Genomic DNA, 15,999 nt, shown 5'->3' with positions numbered 1-15,999 from the left:
AACGGCGGGGATACGGTGTTGCCGTATCCCCGCCGTTCGTTTTTCAAACCTGCCACTGACGTCAGACGTGCCAAAGATCAGACGCGGCGCAAGCCCCCAGCGCCGGCGCGGGTGGAAACGGAGTACATCCGTCCGGTTCCCACCTGCCGTTGCTGAAGCCGCCACCCGATCCCGCATCCTGCCAGGGGCAGGGGAGATGGGGCAGGGGCGATAGGGTGATGCGCCGATCTGAAGGCCCAAACCCCAGCTCTGGCGCGGGTGGGAGCGGAGTACATCCGTCCGTCTCCCGCCGACGCCATTGCTGAGCCTGGAGCCACTGCCGCGCGCCACCACGGGGTGAGCGTCGCGACGATCCGCTGGTGCAGCTCCCAACTGAGCACATGCACAGGACCGGAGTACATCCGTCCGGTCCCATGGGCGCGCCGAGGTTGGGGCTGCGATCCGTGGTCTTCATCCCGCAGTGACGCGGACGAAGATCAGGCTTTGCGAGGATCCCCAGCCGGGCAGCGGATGGAAGCGGAGTACATCCGTCCGTATTCCACCTGCATGCCTGAGCTGAGGTTGTCTCGACTGTGTCTCACCAAGCTGGCTTCAGGCTGACCTTTCGCAAGGCTGATCTGAAACCTGAGTTGGTGCTTTCCCTCAGATGGGGCGGGCAAGGCCGGAGTACATCCGTCCGGTCCCGCCGGCGCACCCGGCTGAGGGATGCGGCGCGTGTCAGGCGCCGCAGTGTCTTCCGGTCTGAAAAGGATCAGGCGCTGAAAGGAATTCAGGCTGTTCGGAAAACTCCAGCCGAGGTGCAGGTCGGGTCGGAGTACATCCGTCCGTCCCCCACCTTATCGCCGCGCCTAGGGCTGCGGCGGCGCCTCGTGCCTGCTGGGTTGAGTTGGATATAAGAGGCGTTCGTGGCTTAACAAGGGCAGCGGCGCACATTTCTGCGCGGCGCCGGGCGCTTGCCAGCGGTGTCCCCGCCTCCTAGACCTGACGGGCCTTGGGAACGCCCAAGCCGGACAGCTGGAACGCGATCCCCGTCATGAGCGATCCCTGGCAGCGCAAGCAGGATCACATCGACATCGTGCTCGCCCCGGCGGGCGCGGCCTCCACCCTGCGCACCGGCTTCGAGGCGGTGCGCTTCGAGCACCGCGCCCTGCCCGACCTGCATCTCGACGCCGTGGACCTGACCACCACCTTCCTCGGCAGGGCCTTGCGCGCGCCTGTGCTGATCTCGTCCATGACCGGCGGCCCGCGCCAGGCGCTGGCCATCAATGCCCATCTGGCGGAAGCCGCGGACCATCTGGGCATTGCCCTGGCGGTGGGCTCGCAGCGGATGGCGCTGGAGCAGGGGGATGCGCACGGCCTCGATGCCTCCCTGCGGGCGCGGGCGCCCCATGCGCTGCTGCTGGCCAATCTGGGCGGGGCGCAATTGGTGACGGGCTATGGGGTGGATGCGGCGCGCCGGGTGGTGGAGATGATCGGCGCCGACGGGCTCATCATCCATCTCAACCCGCTGCAGGAGGCGATCCAGCCCGGCGGCGACCGCGACTGGCGCGGGGTGCTGGCGGCCATCGCCACCCTCGCCCGCACGGGTGGCGTGCCGCTGGTCGTCAAGGAAGTGGGGTTCGGCCTCGCCCCGGACCTGGTATGCGCCTTGTTCGAGGCCGGCGTCGCCGCCGTGGACGTGGCCGGGGCCGGCGGCACCAATTGGGCGCTGGTGGAAGGGGCGCGCGCGTCCGGCCCCACCGCCGCCATCGCCGCCGCCTTTGCCGACTGGGGCATTCCCACCGCCGCGGCACTGGTGGCGGCGCGCGCCGCCTGCCCGCACGGCGCGCTGATCGCCTCCGGCGGCATCCGCGACGGCGTGGACGCCGCCAAGGCGCTGCGCCTGGGCGCCGATGTGGTGGGGCAGGCGGCGGGCGTGCTGGCGGCGGCGGTGGACTCCACCGCGGCGGTGGTGGCGCATTTCGAAGTGCTATTGGCGCAATTGCGCCTCGCCTGCTTCTGCACCGGCTCCCGCGACCTCGCCGCCTTGCGCACCGCGCGGCTGCTGGCGGGGCCGGCTGCGGGGTGAGAAGGCGTTAGGCGGACCCTGCGTCATTTCCGATCTCGGCCCGGACTGCTACAAATCAGTGGTTCAAGGGGGGAGGGCGCCGTGGACGCGAGCTCAAGCGCGGTCGGTCTGAATACAGTTGGAGAAATTCTCCGGTCAAAACTGGTTTCAGGCGCCCTCAGGCGCCTTCTGCGGGACTTGCGCCCGTCAAGTGCATTCGAGCAACCCACAGCGGATGTTTCAGCCTATCTCGATCAGGTCATTCTGCTGGGGGCGAAAGGGCAGGATGATAGTAATGGATTCGTCTTTATCCAATTGTCAGACGCATGGGGTCAGAGAAGGTCCGTCTCCGCGGCAAATGTAGAATTGTTGGGGAGTAATGGGCATATTTTTATTTCCGATGGGGTGTCGGCAGCGTTCGCGGATGCGTTTGCTATTCGAAGGCGCACCGGTGGGAATGATGACCCGCTCATGCGGGCCCATGCGGGCTCGACCGCAGCCCTGTCTCACTAACGCCACTCCCCCGTCATCCCTTTCCGTCCGGCGCGCGTATGAGGGGAAAGCGCCGCTGGCGCGCAATCCACGGGCGAGGAACGCATATGGCTCCGGTCGGCATCATCATCGGCGGTGCGGGTGGCATCGGTTCGGCTCTGGCGCGGCGCTTGGCCGGCGCCGGCTGGCGGCTGCATCTGCTGGGGCGCACCGAGGCGCCGCTCGCCGCTTTGGCGCGGGAACTGGGCGCGGACGTCACCGTGGTGGACGTGCGCGAGGCCGAGGCGCTGAAGGCGGCGGTGGCGGCCATTGACGGCCCGGTGGCCGGGCTGGCCTATGCGGTGGGCACCATCGCCCTGAAGCCGGTGGCGCGGGTGACGGCGGCGGATGCGCTGGCGGATTTTCAGATCAATGCCCTGGGCGCGCTCGCCGCCATCCAGGGGGCGCTGCCGGGGCTGAAGGCGGGCGCAGGCCGCGTGGTGCTGTTCTCCAGCGTGGCGGTGGCGCAGGGCTTTGCCAATCACGCCTCCATCGCCATGGCCAAGGGCGCGGTGGAGGGGCTGACGCGGGCGCTGGCAGCGGAACTGGCGCCCCAGGTGCGGGTGAATTGCATCGCCCCCTCGCTCACCGACACGCCGCTGGCCACGTCGCTCACCGCCAATGCCCAGATGGCCAGCGCCATCGCCGGCCTGCACCCGTTGCAGCGCCTGGGCACCGCGGACGACAGCGCCGCCGCCGCCGCCTTCCTGCTGTCGGCCGAGGCGGGGTGGATCACCGGCCAGGTGCTGGGGGTGGATGGCGGGCGCTCGACCCTGCGCACCAAGGGGTGAACCCTGCTGAGCCTGCGATCAAACCGGCCGGCCTCTACATCCGCACCTTCAGGAACAGCGAGCCCATCTGGTTGAAATAACCCGAAGGGCTGGCCTGCACATCATAGGACAGGCCCAGTTCCAGCGCGTCCTGCTGGAAGCCCACAAGCGACAGGCCGCCCGAGGCCAGCCAGGGCGACAGCGAGGCGCCATAGGTGACAAAGGGCGCGCCGCCGCCCGCATAGAAAGCGGTGATCCGGTTCTGGCTGTTGAGCAGATTGTAGCCGATGCCGGCCTTGGCCAGCAGCTTCACATGATCGGTGAGGCCATAGGCGCCGCCCAATTCGGCGGTGAGGCTGAGGTCGTCATAGGTCTGGGAACCCACGTTCAGGCTCAGGGCCCCGGCGCCGCTCTCCCCATAGCCATCGGCGGCGATGCGCGCATAATCCAGCCGCAGCGCCGGGGCGATCTGCAGCGCCGGGCCGAGGGTGACGATCTCCTTGAGCCCCACCCCCACATGGCCGCCCGCGCTGGCATAATCCGCCGAGGCGGTGCCGGCGACAATGTCCACCGTGCGGCTTTCCGCGTTGCGATGATAGGCGCCGTCCAGCTGCACGCTGAGCAGGGTATGCGGGGTGAGGGCATAGCTGGCGTAGAGCGCCAGATAATAGCTGTTGAGCGTCAGCGCATTGGCGACCGCATCGCCGTTCAGGCTCACGGACGAATAGCCATAGGCCCCCGCCGCGCCCAAGGTGAGGCCGGGGGCCACCTCGCGGTCGAAGCCGGCGGTGACGCCGCCGCCGGCGGTGTCATAGCCGGCCACCCCGTTGCGATTGCCCTGGGAGGCAAGACTCCCGAACGGCTTCAGCCAGGCGGCCTGGGGCGCGGTCCCGGTGCCGGCGTAGCTGAGCACATCCAGCCGGTCGCGGATGGTCTGCTCGAACCCCTGCTGCGCATTCCAGGTGGCCTGGGTGGCGGCGGCGTTCAGCACCGGCAAGGTCTGGCTGAGCGCGACGGAGAGCGCCGGGCCGCTCAGCGCGTTCAGCACATCGATGGCCGGGGACATGACGCCGGTGAGGCCCAGCGGCGTGCCCGCCACCGCATAGAGGCTCTGCGCCGCGCCGATGGCGGCGGGCGTATGGGTGGCCAGCACGGTGTTCACATAAGGCGGGATCAGGCTGGCGAAGCTCAGGCTGCCCGAGGCGCCGGCGAGGCTGTACTGGTCCATCACCATCTGGGCGGCATTGGCATCGCCGGTGAAATCGCCATAGAGGCTGGAGAGGGTGCCGGCGGTGATGGAGTTGAACAGCACCTTGCCTTCCGGGGTGATGGAGCCCAGCAAGGTGAAGGTGCCGGTGCCGCCGGGCGTGACGCCCTGGCCCCAGAAATAGCCGTTCTTATAGTCGGTGATGATGAATTTGCCCGGCGCGCCGGTGCCGAAGGTGGTGGGGCTGACGATTCGCCACGGGGTGCCGGCGGTCCAGCTCCATTGCGGCGCGGCGATGCTCACGGGAATGGCGGTGGCGGCGGGAGGCGTGAAGGTGGCGGGATTGTAGGGGGTCATATAGGCCCAGTGGGTCACCAGCAGGCTGGTGCCGGTGATCATCTGCATCTCCATCTCGGTGACGCCGTTCTTGGTCGTCATTTGCCCGAGGCCGATGGTGGTGGCCCCGCCGCTGACGGGGGTGAAGAGCATGGTGATCTGTCCCGATGGCGTCACCAGCCCCTGAATGGTCGACACCGAGGTGGTCAGGATCGGGCCGATGGCCAGTTGCGCGCTGCTGGTGCCGGTGAAGGCGCCATTGGTGGATGTGCCCAGGGTCCACAAGGTCTGGTCGCCGATGGGGATGGGATTGGCGAAGCTGGTGGGCGGGGCGCCATAGGCCAGCAGCACCGGCACCGGCACATACCAATAGGTATTGGAGATGGTGGCATCCCAACTGCTGGACGAGGTGCTGCTGGACTGGGCGCTGGCCGCGGTGGGCACGCCCCCGCCCAGGGCCGCAAGCGCGACCATCGCGATCCAGCGGGCGGGGCGCGGGGGCGTGCAGGATGCGGCGCGGGGGGCAAGGGCAGACATGAGCGGGCTCTCACCGGACGGAAACCATGGCGGTGCGACGAGGCGAACCGTTGCCAAAGTATGACACGCCGGGGCGAGGCTGAGGAAGGCCGGGATGGGGCGGTGTGACCCGGTGGCCGGGCCAGGGGCCGCGCGTCGGGCCGCGTCTCGGGCGGGCAGGGCCGGCCGGCGGCGGGACCAGAGAGACGGGCACGTCCCGCGCGGGCATACGAACGCACCCGCGCGGGACGTGTGCCTGCCGCCGGGGGGGATGGCGGCGGCAGGTTTCAAGCCCGGCCGCTGGGGCCGGTGCGGGGGTGCGGGCGGTCAGCCGCGCGCTAGAATTTTTCCCCGTGTCCTCGAATCGCTGAAATCTTTCAACCAGCTGTTTTATCGCGCTTTCTTCACGCGAGCCGGAATCCACTTCGCTCGAAACGCTCTAAGGCGATTGGCCCGAGGCGGCGGTGCGCGGCCGAGGTGCGACGACGGCATCGTCCGGATCGAACCGGACGATGCCGCGTGATCACCCACCATCTTCAGGGCGTTTCCTGTGGCGCGGACATTGGAGCCATCCTGGTCACGTCCATGATCGCCTGCGTCTTGGTCATGGTGCAGACCCGTGAAGTGTTGAATGGCCCCATGGACGTCCCCTCCGGCGCGCTCTTCTTGCCGAAGACAGTGAAGTGTGAGGGGACGGACGTAAAGACAGACCTGTTCCAAAAATAGATGCAAATACGGATCGAAAGCGGCGTCGCAGCCCCGTTCAAGGCGTCTGCGGCGGGTTGCGCAGGCCGGTGTGGTGCCGCTGCCGCGATGTCAGGAATGAAGGACGGCGGACGGGGAAAGCGGCGCCGCGCAATCGTGGCCATGTGCCCGTGGCTGCGTCGCAGTGGCTGCTCCTCAGTGGACACTCTCCAGTGGACGCATGCTCAAGCGCGATCCGATCCGCTTCACTCACTTGGTGCATGGCCCTCTCATCTCGGGATCGAGCACCCATTGTCCCATCAACTGCCGATGGACGTTGATCGGCGCGGGCTCGCGCGGGCGCAGGAGCGTGCCCGCGCCCCGCTCACAGCCGATAGCAGGTGCGGAAGCCGCCCCAGTGCCGGCCGTCGATGACGATGGGGGCGTCCACCTCCTTCATCATGATCACCTGACCACCAATGTGCCGGGCATAGACCTGCACCAGATGCGGCTTGGTGTTGCGCGCCGCCAGCAGGCCGGCGCGGTCGTCGAAGATGCGGCGGTTGCGGCTGTTGGCATTGTTCCAGGCCGGATCGCCAGGGCGCTGCGGCTGGGCGAACTTGGCATTGTGCACCGGCAGATAGCCGTTGATGTCCACCGCCACGCAGAACACCAGATTGGCGTCCTGCTTCAGCAGCGGCTCCTGCAAGGGCGGCAGCACCGTCTCCAGGAAGCGCAGGGCCTGGGTTTCCACCTGCTCCGGATCGGTGCCGGGCAGCACCTTGTAGTCGGTGTCGAACAATTGGTCGCGGCTGATGCGGCGATCCTTGAGGCCGGCGGCGAATGCCGCGGTCACGGCGGCGGCGGCGGTCACGGCGCGGGCGATGGGCGCGGCCGAGGCGGCGGCCAGAGCGGCGATGCGCGCGCTGACCGCGGGATGGTTGGTCTCGGCAAAGGCCAGATGGCAGCCCAGTTCGCTCACCGCCACCACCCGGCAGGGCAGACGGCCGAGGCCGGCCAGATCCAGTTCGCCCCGCGTTCCCACCCGGGGGGCGGGGGAGAGCGCGGCCAGCAGCACGCCGCCTTGGGAGAGATCCAGGGTCTTGGCCGGGACGCTGGCGCCGGCCAGGGTCACCTTGCCGCTGATCTCCACCGGCCAGCGCTCGAAGGCGCGGCGGTCGCCCATGGGGGTCTGGCGCAGCACGCTGAGCAGATGGCGGGACATCTCGTCCACGCCGCCGGTGACCGCCTCGGTGCTGCGGGCGATCTCGGCGCCGGTGGCGGCGGCGGCGCCGCTGGCCTCGCGGATGGATTGGGCGCGCGCGGCCACTTCCTGGGCGAAGTGCTGCACATCGGCGGCGCCGCGGGCGATAGCGTCGATGCCGGCCACCTGGCCGGCCACCGCATCGGCGACGCGCGCGGCCACCGGGCGGATTTCGGCGATGGTGGCGCCCACCCGCTCCACGGCACCGCCGCTGGTCTTGGCGGCGGCCTCCAGGCGCTCGATCTTGGCGCCGATCTCCCGGGTCGCCTTCTGGGTCTCGGTGGCCAGCGCCTTCACTTCGCTCGCCACCACCGCGAAGCCGGCCCCGGCCGCACCGGCGCGGGCGGCTTCGATGGAGGCATTCAGCGCCAGCAGATTGGTCTGGCGGGCGATGTCGTCGATGAGCGAGACCACCGCCTGGATCTCGCGGATGGCGGTCTGCAATTCCACGGTGGCGGCGGTCACTTCGCGGGTGGCCGCTTCCGCCTGGGTGGCCAGCGTGCCGGAGGATTGGGCCTGCCGGCCGATCTCGCCCGCGGTCTCGGCAAAGGCGCTGATGGCGCGGGCGAGGCCCGCCGCGGTCTCCTGGGCGAAGGTGGTCTCGCCCGCCATATGGTCGCTGTCGCCGCGGATGCGCTCGATGCCGCGCACGCCCTCGGCGGCTGCCGCGCGCATGGCGGCGCCTGAGCCGGCCAGCTTGCCCTGGGCGCGGCGGATGTCGGCTTCCAGCAGCCGGATCAGTTCCGCCTCGTCGCCGCCGGCCTCGCGTGCCGCCGCCGCGACCGCAGGCGAAGGCCCGCTTTCGACCGCCGGTTCAAGCCGTGCCGCATCATTCGCCGGTCGCGGCGGAAGCCCTCCCGATGGCTTCCCGCGACCCCATTTCCCCCACATGATGGCTCTCCGCCAGCGTTTGTTTTCCTGTCCATATCATATGTCCCGGCCCAAACTTGCGCCAAGGTTGCATTAGCCGGCTTATACTTTCGTATGCCCAAGCGTGGGTATGACGTTGCAAGAAATAGCGGAGGTAAGGCTAAGTGTATTGCGGGCCATCCACTTTCGCCATCTGTCGGTTTTGCTGCGGTGCAGTAGGGGCAATGCGGCGCGCGCGGGCGCAAGCGGGCAGAGGCAGGCTGCCGACCCGACGGGGGGCTTTGAGAGGGGACCGCGTGATCGGGCGAGGCGGGCGCGGTGCAACGGCGGATGTCTGGATCGTGACCCAAGCGGGGTCCGAAGGCTCCTGCCGAGGCTGGCTCATCCGGACCAAAGCCCGAAGCATCCCACTCAGGCGGCAAGCGCGCCATGATCGCGACGCACGGTCGGCCCGCGCCATCGGGGGCCTGTCTGAAACCGCATCGGTGCGCGGCGCCGCGTGGGCTGCTTGATCGGATCGCGGCCATGGGCGATGCCACCCCGAACGGGGCAGCATCCATAAGCAATGACTCAATACCGGGCCGCCAGGGGCACCGGCCGGCGCGGTGGCCGCTCCCCCCGTCCGGCCGCGGCCGGGGGGAGCGGGCGGGCCGCATCACGGCATGTATTGGCCGCCGTTCACTTCCAGGATCTGGCCGGTGACATAGCCGCTGGCCGCCTGGGAGGCGAGGTACAGGAACGCGCCCACGCATTCGTCCGGGGTGCCGATGCGGTCCATGGGAATGGTGGCCCGCATGGCGGCCATTTGCTGAGCGGTGGAATAGCGCTCGTGGAACGGCGTGGCGATCACGCCGGGGGAGACCGCATTGACCCTTATGCCGGCGCCCGCCAGTTCCTTGGCCCAGCCCTTGGTGGCGGTGGAGATGAAGCCCTTGGCCGCCGCATAGAGCACCGCCCCGCCGCCGCCGCCATTGCGGGCAGCGATGGAGGAGACATTGATGATCGCCCCGCCATCGCCCTGGGCGGTCATCCGCACCGAGCCGGCGCGCATGAAGGCCACCACCTGGCGCACATTGAGATCCAGCACCTGGTCCACGAAGGCGTCGCTATAATCGGCGATGGCCACCCGCTGCACCAGCCCGCCGGCATTGTTCACCAGCACGTCGAGCCGGCCCAGCGCTGCCACCGCCGCATCGACGATGGCATCCGCCGCGCCCGGCTGGGTGACATCGCCGGCCACCAGCACCGCCTCGCCGCCGGCGGCGCGGATGCGTTCGGCCACCGCCTCGGCCTTGTCGCGGCTGGCATTGAAATGCACCGCCACCCGCGCCCCGCTCAAGGCGAAGCCCTCGGCCACCGCCGCGCCGATGCCGGTGCTGGCCCCGGTCACCAGCACCGCCTTGCCGGCCAGATCAGGAAACACCGGGCGCGCGGACAAAGGGATGGTGTCGGTCATGGCAGGTCTCCGGGGTGGGGAAGGGGAGGGCAACGGGGCACGTCACGGGGACGGCGGAAAATCCAAGCGCGCAGTCTGGCCGGGAAAGTCGGCGCGGGTATGACATATACTGTCTCACATCGGGCCATGCCACAGCGTGTTCAAGGGGACGTGTGGAGAGGTGCGAGCCACGCCGTGCGATCCAGGCGCGATGGATCTGCCGGGTCCGTGTGTCGGCGCGGTGGGCGCGCGGCGGTGGCGATGGCGCACCGTGGCGCAGCCGTCGCCATGCCGCTCTTCATGCCGCTTCGGTCATGGCGCTTCGGTGATGGCGCTTCGGTGAAGGTGGCACTGCTCAGTCATGGCTCAGTACCGCTCGGCCGGCACCGTCGATCCGGTGGTGCAGCCCCGCATCCCGATCGGGTCGGGCGGGGCTGCCGCAGGGCCGTCTATGGCTTGACGGTGAAGCGCTGGCTGAACTCCACCGGGCCGCCATTGTAGCTCACATCCACACGATACTGGCCGGGCGGCCAGCCGGCATCGGGCTTGCTCAGGCTGGACGAGACGGTCGGGCTGGCGCCCAGCGGGATCGCGACCGATGCGATGGTATAATTCGGGGCTGCGGCATCGGTCTTCTCCGCGATCCAGGCCGCCGTGAGTTTGTCGCCGGCCTTGACGTCGCGAACCTGCAACCCCAGCACGATCTTGGGCGTATTGGCCGCAAATGCCGTTTGGGGCGGAACGTCGCCGTCGCCCGGGAAGGTCATGGCTTGCACGATATGGGCCGACGTGGCGGGCGCCGCGGCTCCTCCGGCGGCTGCGCTCGGCGCCGGAGCGGCGGCGGCACTGGCGGGCGTGCTCTCGCAGCGGCGCAGGGCCTCATAGGCCTCGGCGAAACCGGCGAGCTTAAAATCCGCGTCGGCGCCGTCGAGCTTCAGGACCATGGTCTTGGCGGCCAGAAGGCTCGGCATGATGGAATTGGGAAGCTCCGCCGTCAGGGTCGGTCCGTCGCCGATCCAGGCGGACTTGGCGATGGCGACCTTCTTGTCCAGCACCAGGGGAACGCGAAGCTTCTCGTTCTTCTTCCAGGTCCAGTGCTCATAGACGAAGGACAACACGATCTGATCGCCCGCCTGCGCGAACACCAGCGCATTCTCGGCATCCTCGTCGTCGGCATCCTTATAGGCCTTGCTCATCAGGCAGACCGGGCCCTTCGCGCCGGGCGCGGAGCGCTCGATCTCCCAGCCCTTGACCGTCTCGAACGGAATCTCTCCCGCCGCCCATGCGGGGCTGGAGAGGAGGGCGAGGGCAATGAGGGGGGCGATGCGTGCCATGCTGGTCTCCGCGCGACGGCGCGTCGCTGTGGCTCTCGACCTGCGCGGTTGAACCGGACGCGGAGGCAATGGACGCGGACCTTACCGGGAAGCCCTATGCAACCGCCACAGAAAACCCGGACGATCTCGGTGTTTTTCGGGGGCGCCTCTGCGCGTCGGCGCAGGTCTTGCGTCGTTTTTACCGGTGAAGCCCGTACCGATTGCCGGCGCGGTCTGGACCGGCGCACGTATGACACACGCTGTCGCGACTCCGGCGATGCCACAGGGTGGTGCAAACGGGGAAGTGCGGGGCGAAGCGTGTCTCATACGCATGAGGTCGTCGCCCTGCCGGATCGGGATCAGGGGGAGGGCGCGGACCGCCCGGCGGCCCGCCGCCTGCGGATGCCACACGCTGTTGCGACGCGGACATGGCGGGAAATCGGCGTGACTTCCCACGGAGCAAGGGGGAACTCCATGGGTGATACACAGGGGATGTGTCATCCCCTGTGATCTGATCTCGACTGCGGCCCGCTCAGGCCTGCGCCACCGCCGCCTCCACGGTGGCCGCCGCGCCCTGGCGGTAGAGGCTGGCCAGCGCCGCCCGGACCGGGCCGGTGAAGCGCGGATCGGCGGGCAGATCGGTGCCGAACACCTCGCGGATGGCCAGCAATCCATCCGCCAGTCTGCCCGCATCGCCGCCGGCCTCGGCGGCCACCGCCGCAAAGCGGGCGGCGAGGGGATCGCGCACATCGATGGGCTTGCCGGCCTCGTCCTGGCCGGAGACATAGCGCATCCACCCGGCCACGCCCAAAGCCAGCAATGGCAAGGGCGCGCCGGCGGCCAGCCGGTCGCGGATGGGGGCCAGAAGGCGCTGCGGCAGCTTCTGCGAGCCGTCCATGGCGATCTGCCAGGTGCGGTGCTTGAGGGCCGGATTGGCGAACCGCTCCCGCAGGGCCTGCTTGTAGGCGGCCAGGTCGGCGCCGGGGGCGGGCGGGACGGTGGCGGTGACTTCGCTGTCCTGCAAGGCGGCCACCAGACGGGCGAAGGCGGGGGCCGCCATCACGTCGGAAATGGTTTCCTTTCCAGCCAGATAGCCCAGATAGGCCAGCGTGGAATGGCTGCCGTTGAGCAGGCGCAGCTTCATGTCCTCATACGGCCGCACGTCCGCCACCAACTGCGCGCCCACCTCCTCCAGGGGCGGGCGGCCGGTGGGGAAGCGGTCCTCGATCACCCACTGGCTGAACGGCTCGGCCATCACCGGCCAGGCATCCTCCAGCCCCAGCCGCCCGGCCACCAGGGCGCGATCGGCATCGGTGGTGGCGGGCACGATGCGGTCCACCATGGTGCAGGGGAAGGCCACCTCGCCCTCCACCCAGCGGCCGAGATCGGGATCGCGCAAGGTGGCGAAACGGGTCACCACCTTGGCCACGGTCTCGCCATTGGCCGGCAGGTTGTCGCAGCACAGCACCGTGAAGGGGGCGACCCCGGCGGCGCGGCGGCGGGCCAGCGCCTCCACCAGATATCCCGGCGCGCTCTTGGGCGCGGAGGGGTTGGCCAGATCGGCGATGATGTCCGGATGGCGCTCGTCCAGGGCCCCGGTGGCGGGGTCGTGGCAATAGCCCTTCTCGGTCACGGTCAGGGTGACGATGCGCACCTTGGGGTCGCTCATGGCGACCAGCAGCGCCTGGGGTTCGCGGGGCGCCACCAGCAGGCGGCGCAGCGAACCCACCACCCGCAGGTCGTCGCCGGCCCCCGAGCGCACGGCGAGGGCATAGAGGCCGTCCTGGGGGTCGAGGGCGTCCGAGGTATCCGGCGAGCGCAGGCTGGCGCCGCACACCGCCCAGCCGGTGGCGCCGCGGGCCAGGCAGTCGTCCAGATAGACCGCCTGATGGGCGCGGTGGAAGGCGCCGACGCCGAGATGAACCACGCCCACCGAGACGGTGGCGAGGTCATAGGCCGGCCGCCGCACATCGCGCGGCAGCCGGTCGAGTGTGGAGAGGGACAGACGCATCGGGGCTCTCAGTGGGCGTGCTCGGACTTGGCCCGGGCAACGATCTGGGTCGGGTTGACGAAGCGCAGCGCGATGAGCAGCCACACCAGCGTGGTGATCATATAGACCACCGCCATGGCATCGATGGACTGCACCGAGCGCACGCCCGAAGCGAACACCGCATAATAGAGCGCCACCACAAGGGTCTGGCTGGTGGGGCCGGCGGTGAGGAAGGTCAGCTCGAACATGGCGATGGTGCGCACCAGCACCAGCAGCAGCGCCGCCAGGATGCCGGGCAGCAGCAGCGGCACCAGCACATAGCGGAACAGCTGGAAGGTGCCGGCGCCGAACACCCGCGCGGCATCCTCCACCCGGCGGTCGATCTGCTCCACGAACGGGATCATCACCAGCACCACGAACGGGATGGTGGGCACCAGATTGGCCAGGACCACGCCGGACATGCTGCCGGCGAGGCCGGTGCGGTAGAGCACGGTGGCCAAAGGAATGCCGAAGGTGATGGGCGGCACCAGCAGCGGCAGCAAAAACAGCAGCATCACCAGCTTCTTGCCGGGGAAATCCCGCCGCGCCATGGCATAGGCCGCCGGCACGCCCAAGAGGCCGGACAGGAACACCACCAGGAACACCACCTGGAAGGTGACGATCAGCACCTCATCCAGCTGGAACTCGTTCCAGGCGGAGGTGTACCAGCGGGTGGTCCAGCCGATGGGAAACCAGGTGCCCAGCCAGCGGGTGGCGAAGGAGGACACCACCACGGCGGCGATCATGGCCAGCAGGTTGAGGATGAAGAAGCCGATCACCGCCCAGACGGCGATGATCCACAGGCGGGCACCCAAAGTCGTATCGCGGATCATGGCGTCAACCCTTTCCGCCGGAGGTGGCGCCGCGATAGATCAGGCCGCGGGCGAACAGGAGCGCGGCGACGATGGCCAGCTGAACGGCGGCCATGATCATCGCGATGGCCGAGGCCATGGAGTAGTCGTAATCCTCGAACGCCGCCTGATAGGCCGCGATCGAGATCACGCGGGTGGGACCCGCCGGCGCGCCCAACAGGACGGCGGACGGGAACACCGAGAACGCCTGCACGAACGACAGGCAGAAGGTGATCGCCAGCCCCGCCAGCAGGAGCGGCAGGATCACATGCCGGAAGCGCGCCCAGGAACTGGCGCCCAGGGTGGCCGCCGCCTGCTCCAGCGCCGGGTCGAGCCCGGACAGATAGGACAGGGTCAGCAGGAAGGTGAAGGGGAAGCCGGTGAGCAGGAGCGAGATGAACACGCCCCAGTAATTGTGCAGCAGCGCCACGGGCTTGGAGATCATCCCCAGCGCGATCAGCGATCGGTTGAACCAGCCCTGGGGCCCAAGATAGTTCAGCAGCCCTTCGGCCACCAGCACGGTGCCCAGCGTGATCGGGATCACCAAGATGGTGGTCAGCAGCCGCTGCCGCCGCAGATGGCGCACCCGCAAGGCGATGGGCACCGCCAGCACCAAGTTCAGCACCGTCACCGGCACCGCCAGCCACAAGGTGGTGGCGATGGTGCCGTAGAGAAATTCATCGGCGAAGAATTTCGAATAGTTGGCCAGGGCATCCCCCACCTTGGGGTGGAACGAGAGCCAGAGGCCGTAGAGGAACGGATAGACGAACAGCCCGATGATGAAGAGGGCGGCGGGCACCAGCAGCAAGGTGAGCCCGTCGATGCCCTTGGCCTTGAGGCGCTGGCCCAGCGGGATCGCCGGCGTGGGGCGCGCCGCCTGATCGGGGGCGCGGGAGGTGGAGATGTGGGCGCTCATTGGGGGCGATCCGCAAACACCAGCACGCGGGCCGGATCGGCGGTCACATGCACCGCGTCCGCCGCGCCCAGCGAGGCGTGCGACTGGAATGCCAGGTCCGCCCCGTCGGCGGAGACGCCGAAGGCGCAGAATTCGCGACCGCGGAACTCGCTGGAATTCACCTTCACCGGCAGGCCCTCGCCGGCGGGGCTGTGCACGAGATCTTCGGCGCGGATGGCGACGATGACCGCATCGCCCGGCTTCACCTCATTGCGCACCCGGCCACGCATCTGGCCGCCGGCGGCCAGCGCCACAATGGCGTCGGTGCCCTCGCGGGAGACGACGGTGCCCGGCAGGCGGTTGCGGAAGCCCATGAATTCGGCCACGTCCAGATGCTCGGGATGGGCGAACAACTGGTCGGGCGAGCCCACCTGGCGCACCACGCCATCCTTCAGCACCACGATGCGGTCGGCGAGCGAGAGCGCCTCTTCCTGATCGTGAGTCACATAGATGGTGGTGGCGCCCAAGGTGTTGTGGATGCGGCGGATTTCCGCCCGCATCTCCAGGCGCAGCTTGGCGTCGAGGTTGGAGAGGGGCTCGTCCATGAGCACCAAAGGCGGCTCCACCACAATGGCGCGGGCGATGGCCACGCGCTGCTGCTGGCCGCCGGAAAGCTGGCCGGGCAGCTTGTGGCCGTGGCCGGTGAGGCGGACCAAGGCGATGGCCTCTTCCACCCGCTTCTTGCGCTCGGCCTTGGCCATGCCGCGCATGAGCAGGCCGAAGCCGATATTCTGCTCCACGCTCATGTGCGGGAACAAAGCATAATTCTGGAACACCATGCCGAAGCCGCGCTCTTCCGGGCGCAACTGGTCGATGCGCTTGTCATCCAGCCAGATGCCGCCGCCGGTGGCGGGCAGCAGGCCGGCCAGGATGTTCAGCGTGGTGGACTTGCCGCAGCCGGAGGGCCCCAGCAGCGCGATGAACTCACCCTGGCGGATGGTCAGATTGACCTCGCGCAGCGCGTTCAGATTGCCGAACTCGCGCGACAGGCGATCGATCTTCAGTTCTTGGAAATTGGCAGCGTGGATGGTCATGGCGCGCTTCCGGGTTGCAGCGGTGGATCCGGGTGACGGGGCGTGGGCGGATTTGGCTCGCGCCCCGCGGTCCAGACCCTTTCCGGGGCCGGGCTCGTGGGGGTCCGTATCCTGGTGCTCTGTAATGGACCGGGGCCGCAGCCCCGGAGAGGTGGGG

At 68.9% G+C, this 15,999-nt stretch carries 10 protein-coding genes; 2 read left to right on the top strand and 8 right to left on the bottom strand.

Going from position 1 to position 15,999, the window contains the following annotated elements; all coding sequences use genetic code 11:
- The first annotated feature begins 1,033 nt into the window (after nt 1-1,033).
- Together fni and AAG816_RS26410 are read left to right on the top strand one after the other, a co-directional pair.
- Nucleotides 1,034-2,068: a type 2 isopentenyl-diphosphate Delta-isomerase gene (fni, locus tag AAG816_RS26415; RefSeq protein WP_341992702.1), complete on the top strand. Its 1,035-nt coding sequence runs from the start codon at nt 1,034-1,036 to the stop codon at nt 2,066-2,068.
- Nucleotides 2,069-2,646: 578 nt separating this feature from the next.
- Complete coding sequence (locus tag AAG816_RS26410) at nt 2,647-3,369, top strand: SDR family oxidoreductase (RefSeq protein WP_341992701.1); 723 nt, start codon at nt 2,647-2,649, stop codon at nt 3,367-3,369.
- Between the two features lie 34 nt (nt 3,370-3,403).
- On the opposite strand, the gene AAG816_RS26405 is transcribed toward AAG816_RS26410, so the two are convergent.
- The 8 genes from AAG816_RS26405 to AAG816_RS26370 all read right to left on the bottom strand — a co-directional run bounded on the left by AAG816_RS26405 (nt 3,404) and on the right by AAG816_RS26370 (nt 15,842).
- The gene (locus AAG816_RS26405) at nt 3,404-5,428 is read right to left on the bottom strand and encodes an autotransporter outer membrane beta-barrel domain-containing protein (RefSeq protein WP_341992700.1); all 2,025 of its coding nucleotides are present in this window, start codon (nt 5,426-5,428) and stop codon (nt 3,404-3,406) included.
- Between the two features lie 1,048 nt (nt 5,429-6,476).
- Nucleotides 6,477-8,246, bottom strand: a complete 1,770-nt coding sequence (locus AAG816_RS26400; protein WP_341992699.1) for a methyl-accepting chemotaxis protein — start codon at nt 8,244-8,246, stop codon at nt 6,477-6,479.
- Between the two features lie 634 nt (nt 8,247-8,880).
- On the bottom strand, nt 8,881-9,681 hold the full coding sequence (locus AAG816_RS26395) for an SDR family NAD(P)-dependent oxidoreductase (protein WP_341992698.1): 801 nt from the start codon (nt 9,679-9,681) through the stop codon (nt 8,881-8,883).
- A gap of 428 nt (nt 9,682-10,109) precedes the next feature.
- Nucleotides 10,110-10,994 carry a hypothetical protein gene (locus AAG816_RS26390; protein ID WP_341992697.1) on the bottom strand — a complete coding sequence of 295 codons (885 nt, stop codon included), beginning with the start codon at nt 10,992-10,994 and terminating at the stop codon, nt 10,110-10,112.
- A gap of 511 nt (nt 10,995-11,505) precedes the next feature.
- Complete coding sequence (locus AAG816_RS26385; protein WP_341992696.1) at nt 11,506-12,984, bottom strand: mannitol dehydrogenase family protein; 1,479 nt, start codon at nt 12,982-12,984, stop codon at nt 11,506-11,508.
- Between the two features lie 8 nt (nt 12,985-12,992).
- The gene (locus AAG816_RS26380; RefSeq protein WP_341992695.1) at nt 12,993-13,835 is read right to left on the bottom strand and encodes an ABC transporter permease subunit; all 843 of its coding nucleotides are present in this window, start codon (nt 13,833-13,835) and stop codon (nt 12,993-12,995) included.
- Nucleotides 13,836-13,839: 4 nt separating this feature from the next.
- Nucleotides 13,840-14,769: a sugar ABC transporter permease gene (locus AAG816_RS26375; protein ID WP_341992694.1), complete on the bottom strand. Its 930-nt coding sequence runs from the start codon at nt 14,767-14,769 to the stop codon at nt 13,840-13,842.
- Nucleotides 14,766-15,842 carry an ABC transporter ATP-binding protein gene (locus AAG816_RS26370; RefSeq protein ID WP_341992693.1) on the bottom strand — a complete coding sequence of 359 codons (1,077 nt, stop codon included), beginning with the start codon at nt 15,840-15,842 and terminating at the stop codon, nt 14,766-14,768. Before AAG816_RS26370 ends, AAG816_RS26375 begins: the two co-directional genes overlap by 4 nt.
- Between the last annotated feature and the right edge of the window lie 157 nt (nt 15,843-15,999).

The sequence above is a fragment of the Azorhizobium sp. AG788 genome (assembly GCF_943371865.1).
Taxonomy (GTDB): domain Bacteria; phylum Pseudomonadota; class Alphaproteobacteria; order Rhizobiales; family Xanthobacteraceae; genus Azorhizobium.
Note: the sequence above shows the minus strand (reverse complement) of the source record. Positions and strands in the feature narration are given on the sequence as shown.

Coding starts and splice junctions, on each gene's coding strand:
- AAG816_RS26410 (WP_341992701.1), top strand. CDS start 2,647: ATGGCTCCGGTCGGCATCATCATCGGCGGTGCGGGTGGCATCGGTTCG.
- AAG816_RS26405 (WP_341992700.1), bottom strand. CDS start 5,428: ATGTCTGCCCTTGCCCCCCGCGCCGCATCCTGCACGCCCCCGCGCCCC.
- AAG816_RS26390 (WP_341992697.1), bottom strand. CDS start 10,994: ATGGCACGCATCGCCCCCCTCATTGCCCTCGCCCTCCTCTCCAGCCCC.
- AAG816_RS26385 (WP_341992696.1), bottom strand. CDS start 12,984: ATGCGTCTGTCCCTCTCCACACTCGACCGGCTGCCGCGCGATGTGCGG.
- AAG816_RS26380 (WP_341992695.1), bottom strand. CDS start 13,835: ATGATCCGCGATACGACTTTGGGTGCCCGCCTGTGGATCATCGCCGTC.
- fni (WP_341992702.1), top strand. CDS start 1,034: ATGAGCGATCCCTGGCAGCGCAAGCAGGATCACATCGACATCGTGCTC.
- AAG816_RS26375 (WP_341992694.1), bottom strand. CDS start 14,769: ATGAGCGCCCACATCTCCACCTCCCGCGCCCCCGATCAGGCGGCGCGC.
- AAG816_RS26400 (WP_341992699.1), bottom strand. CDS start 8,246: ATGTGGGGGAAATGGGGTCGCGGGAAGCCATCGGGAGGGCTTCCGCCG.
- AAG816_RS26370 (WP_341992693.1), bottom strand. CDS start 15,842: ATGACCATCCACGCTGCCAATTTCCAAGAACTGAAGATCGATCGCCTG.
- AAG816_RS26395 (WP_341992698.1), bottom strand. CDS start 9,681: ATGACCGACACCATCCCTTTGTCCGCGCGCCCGGTGTTTCCTGATCTG.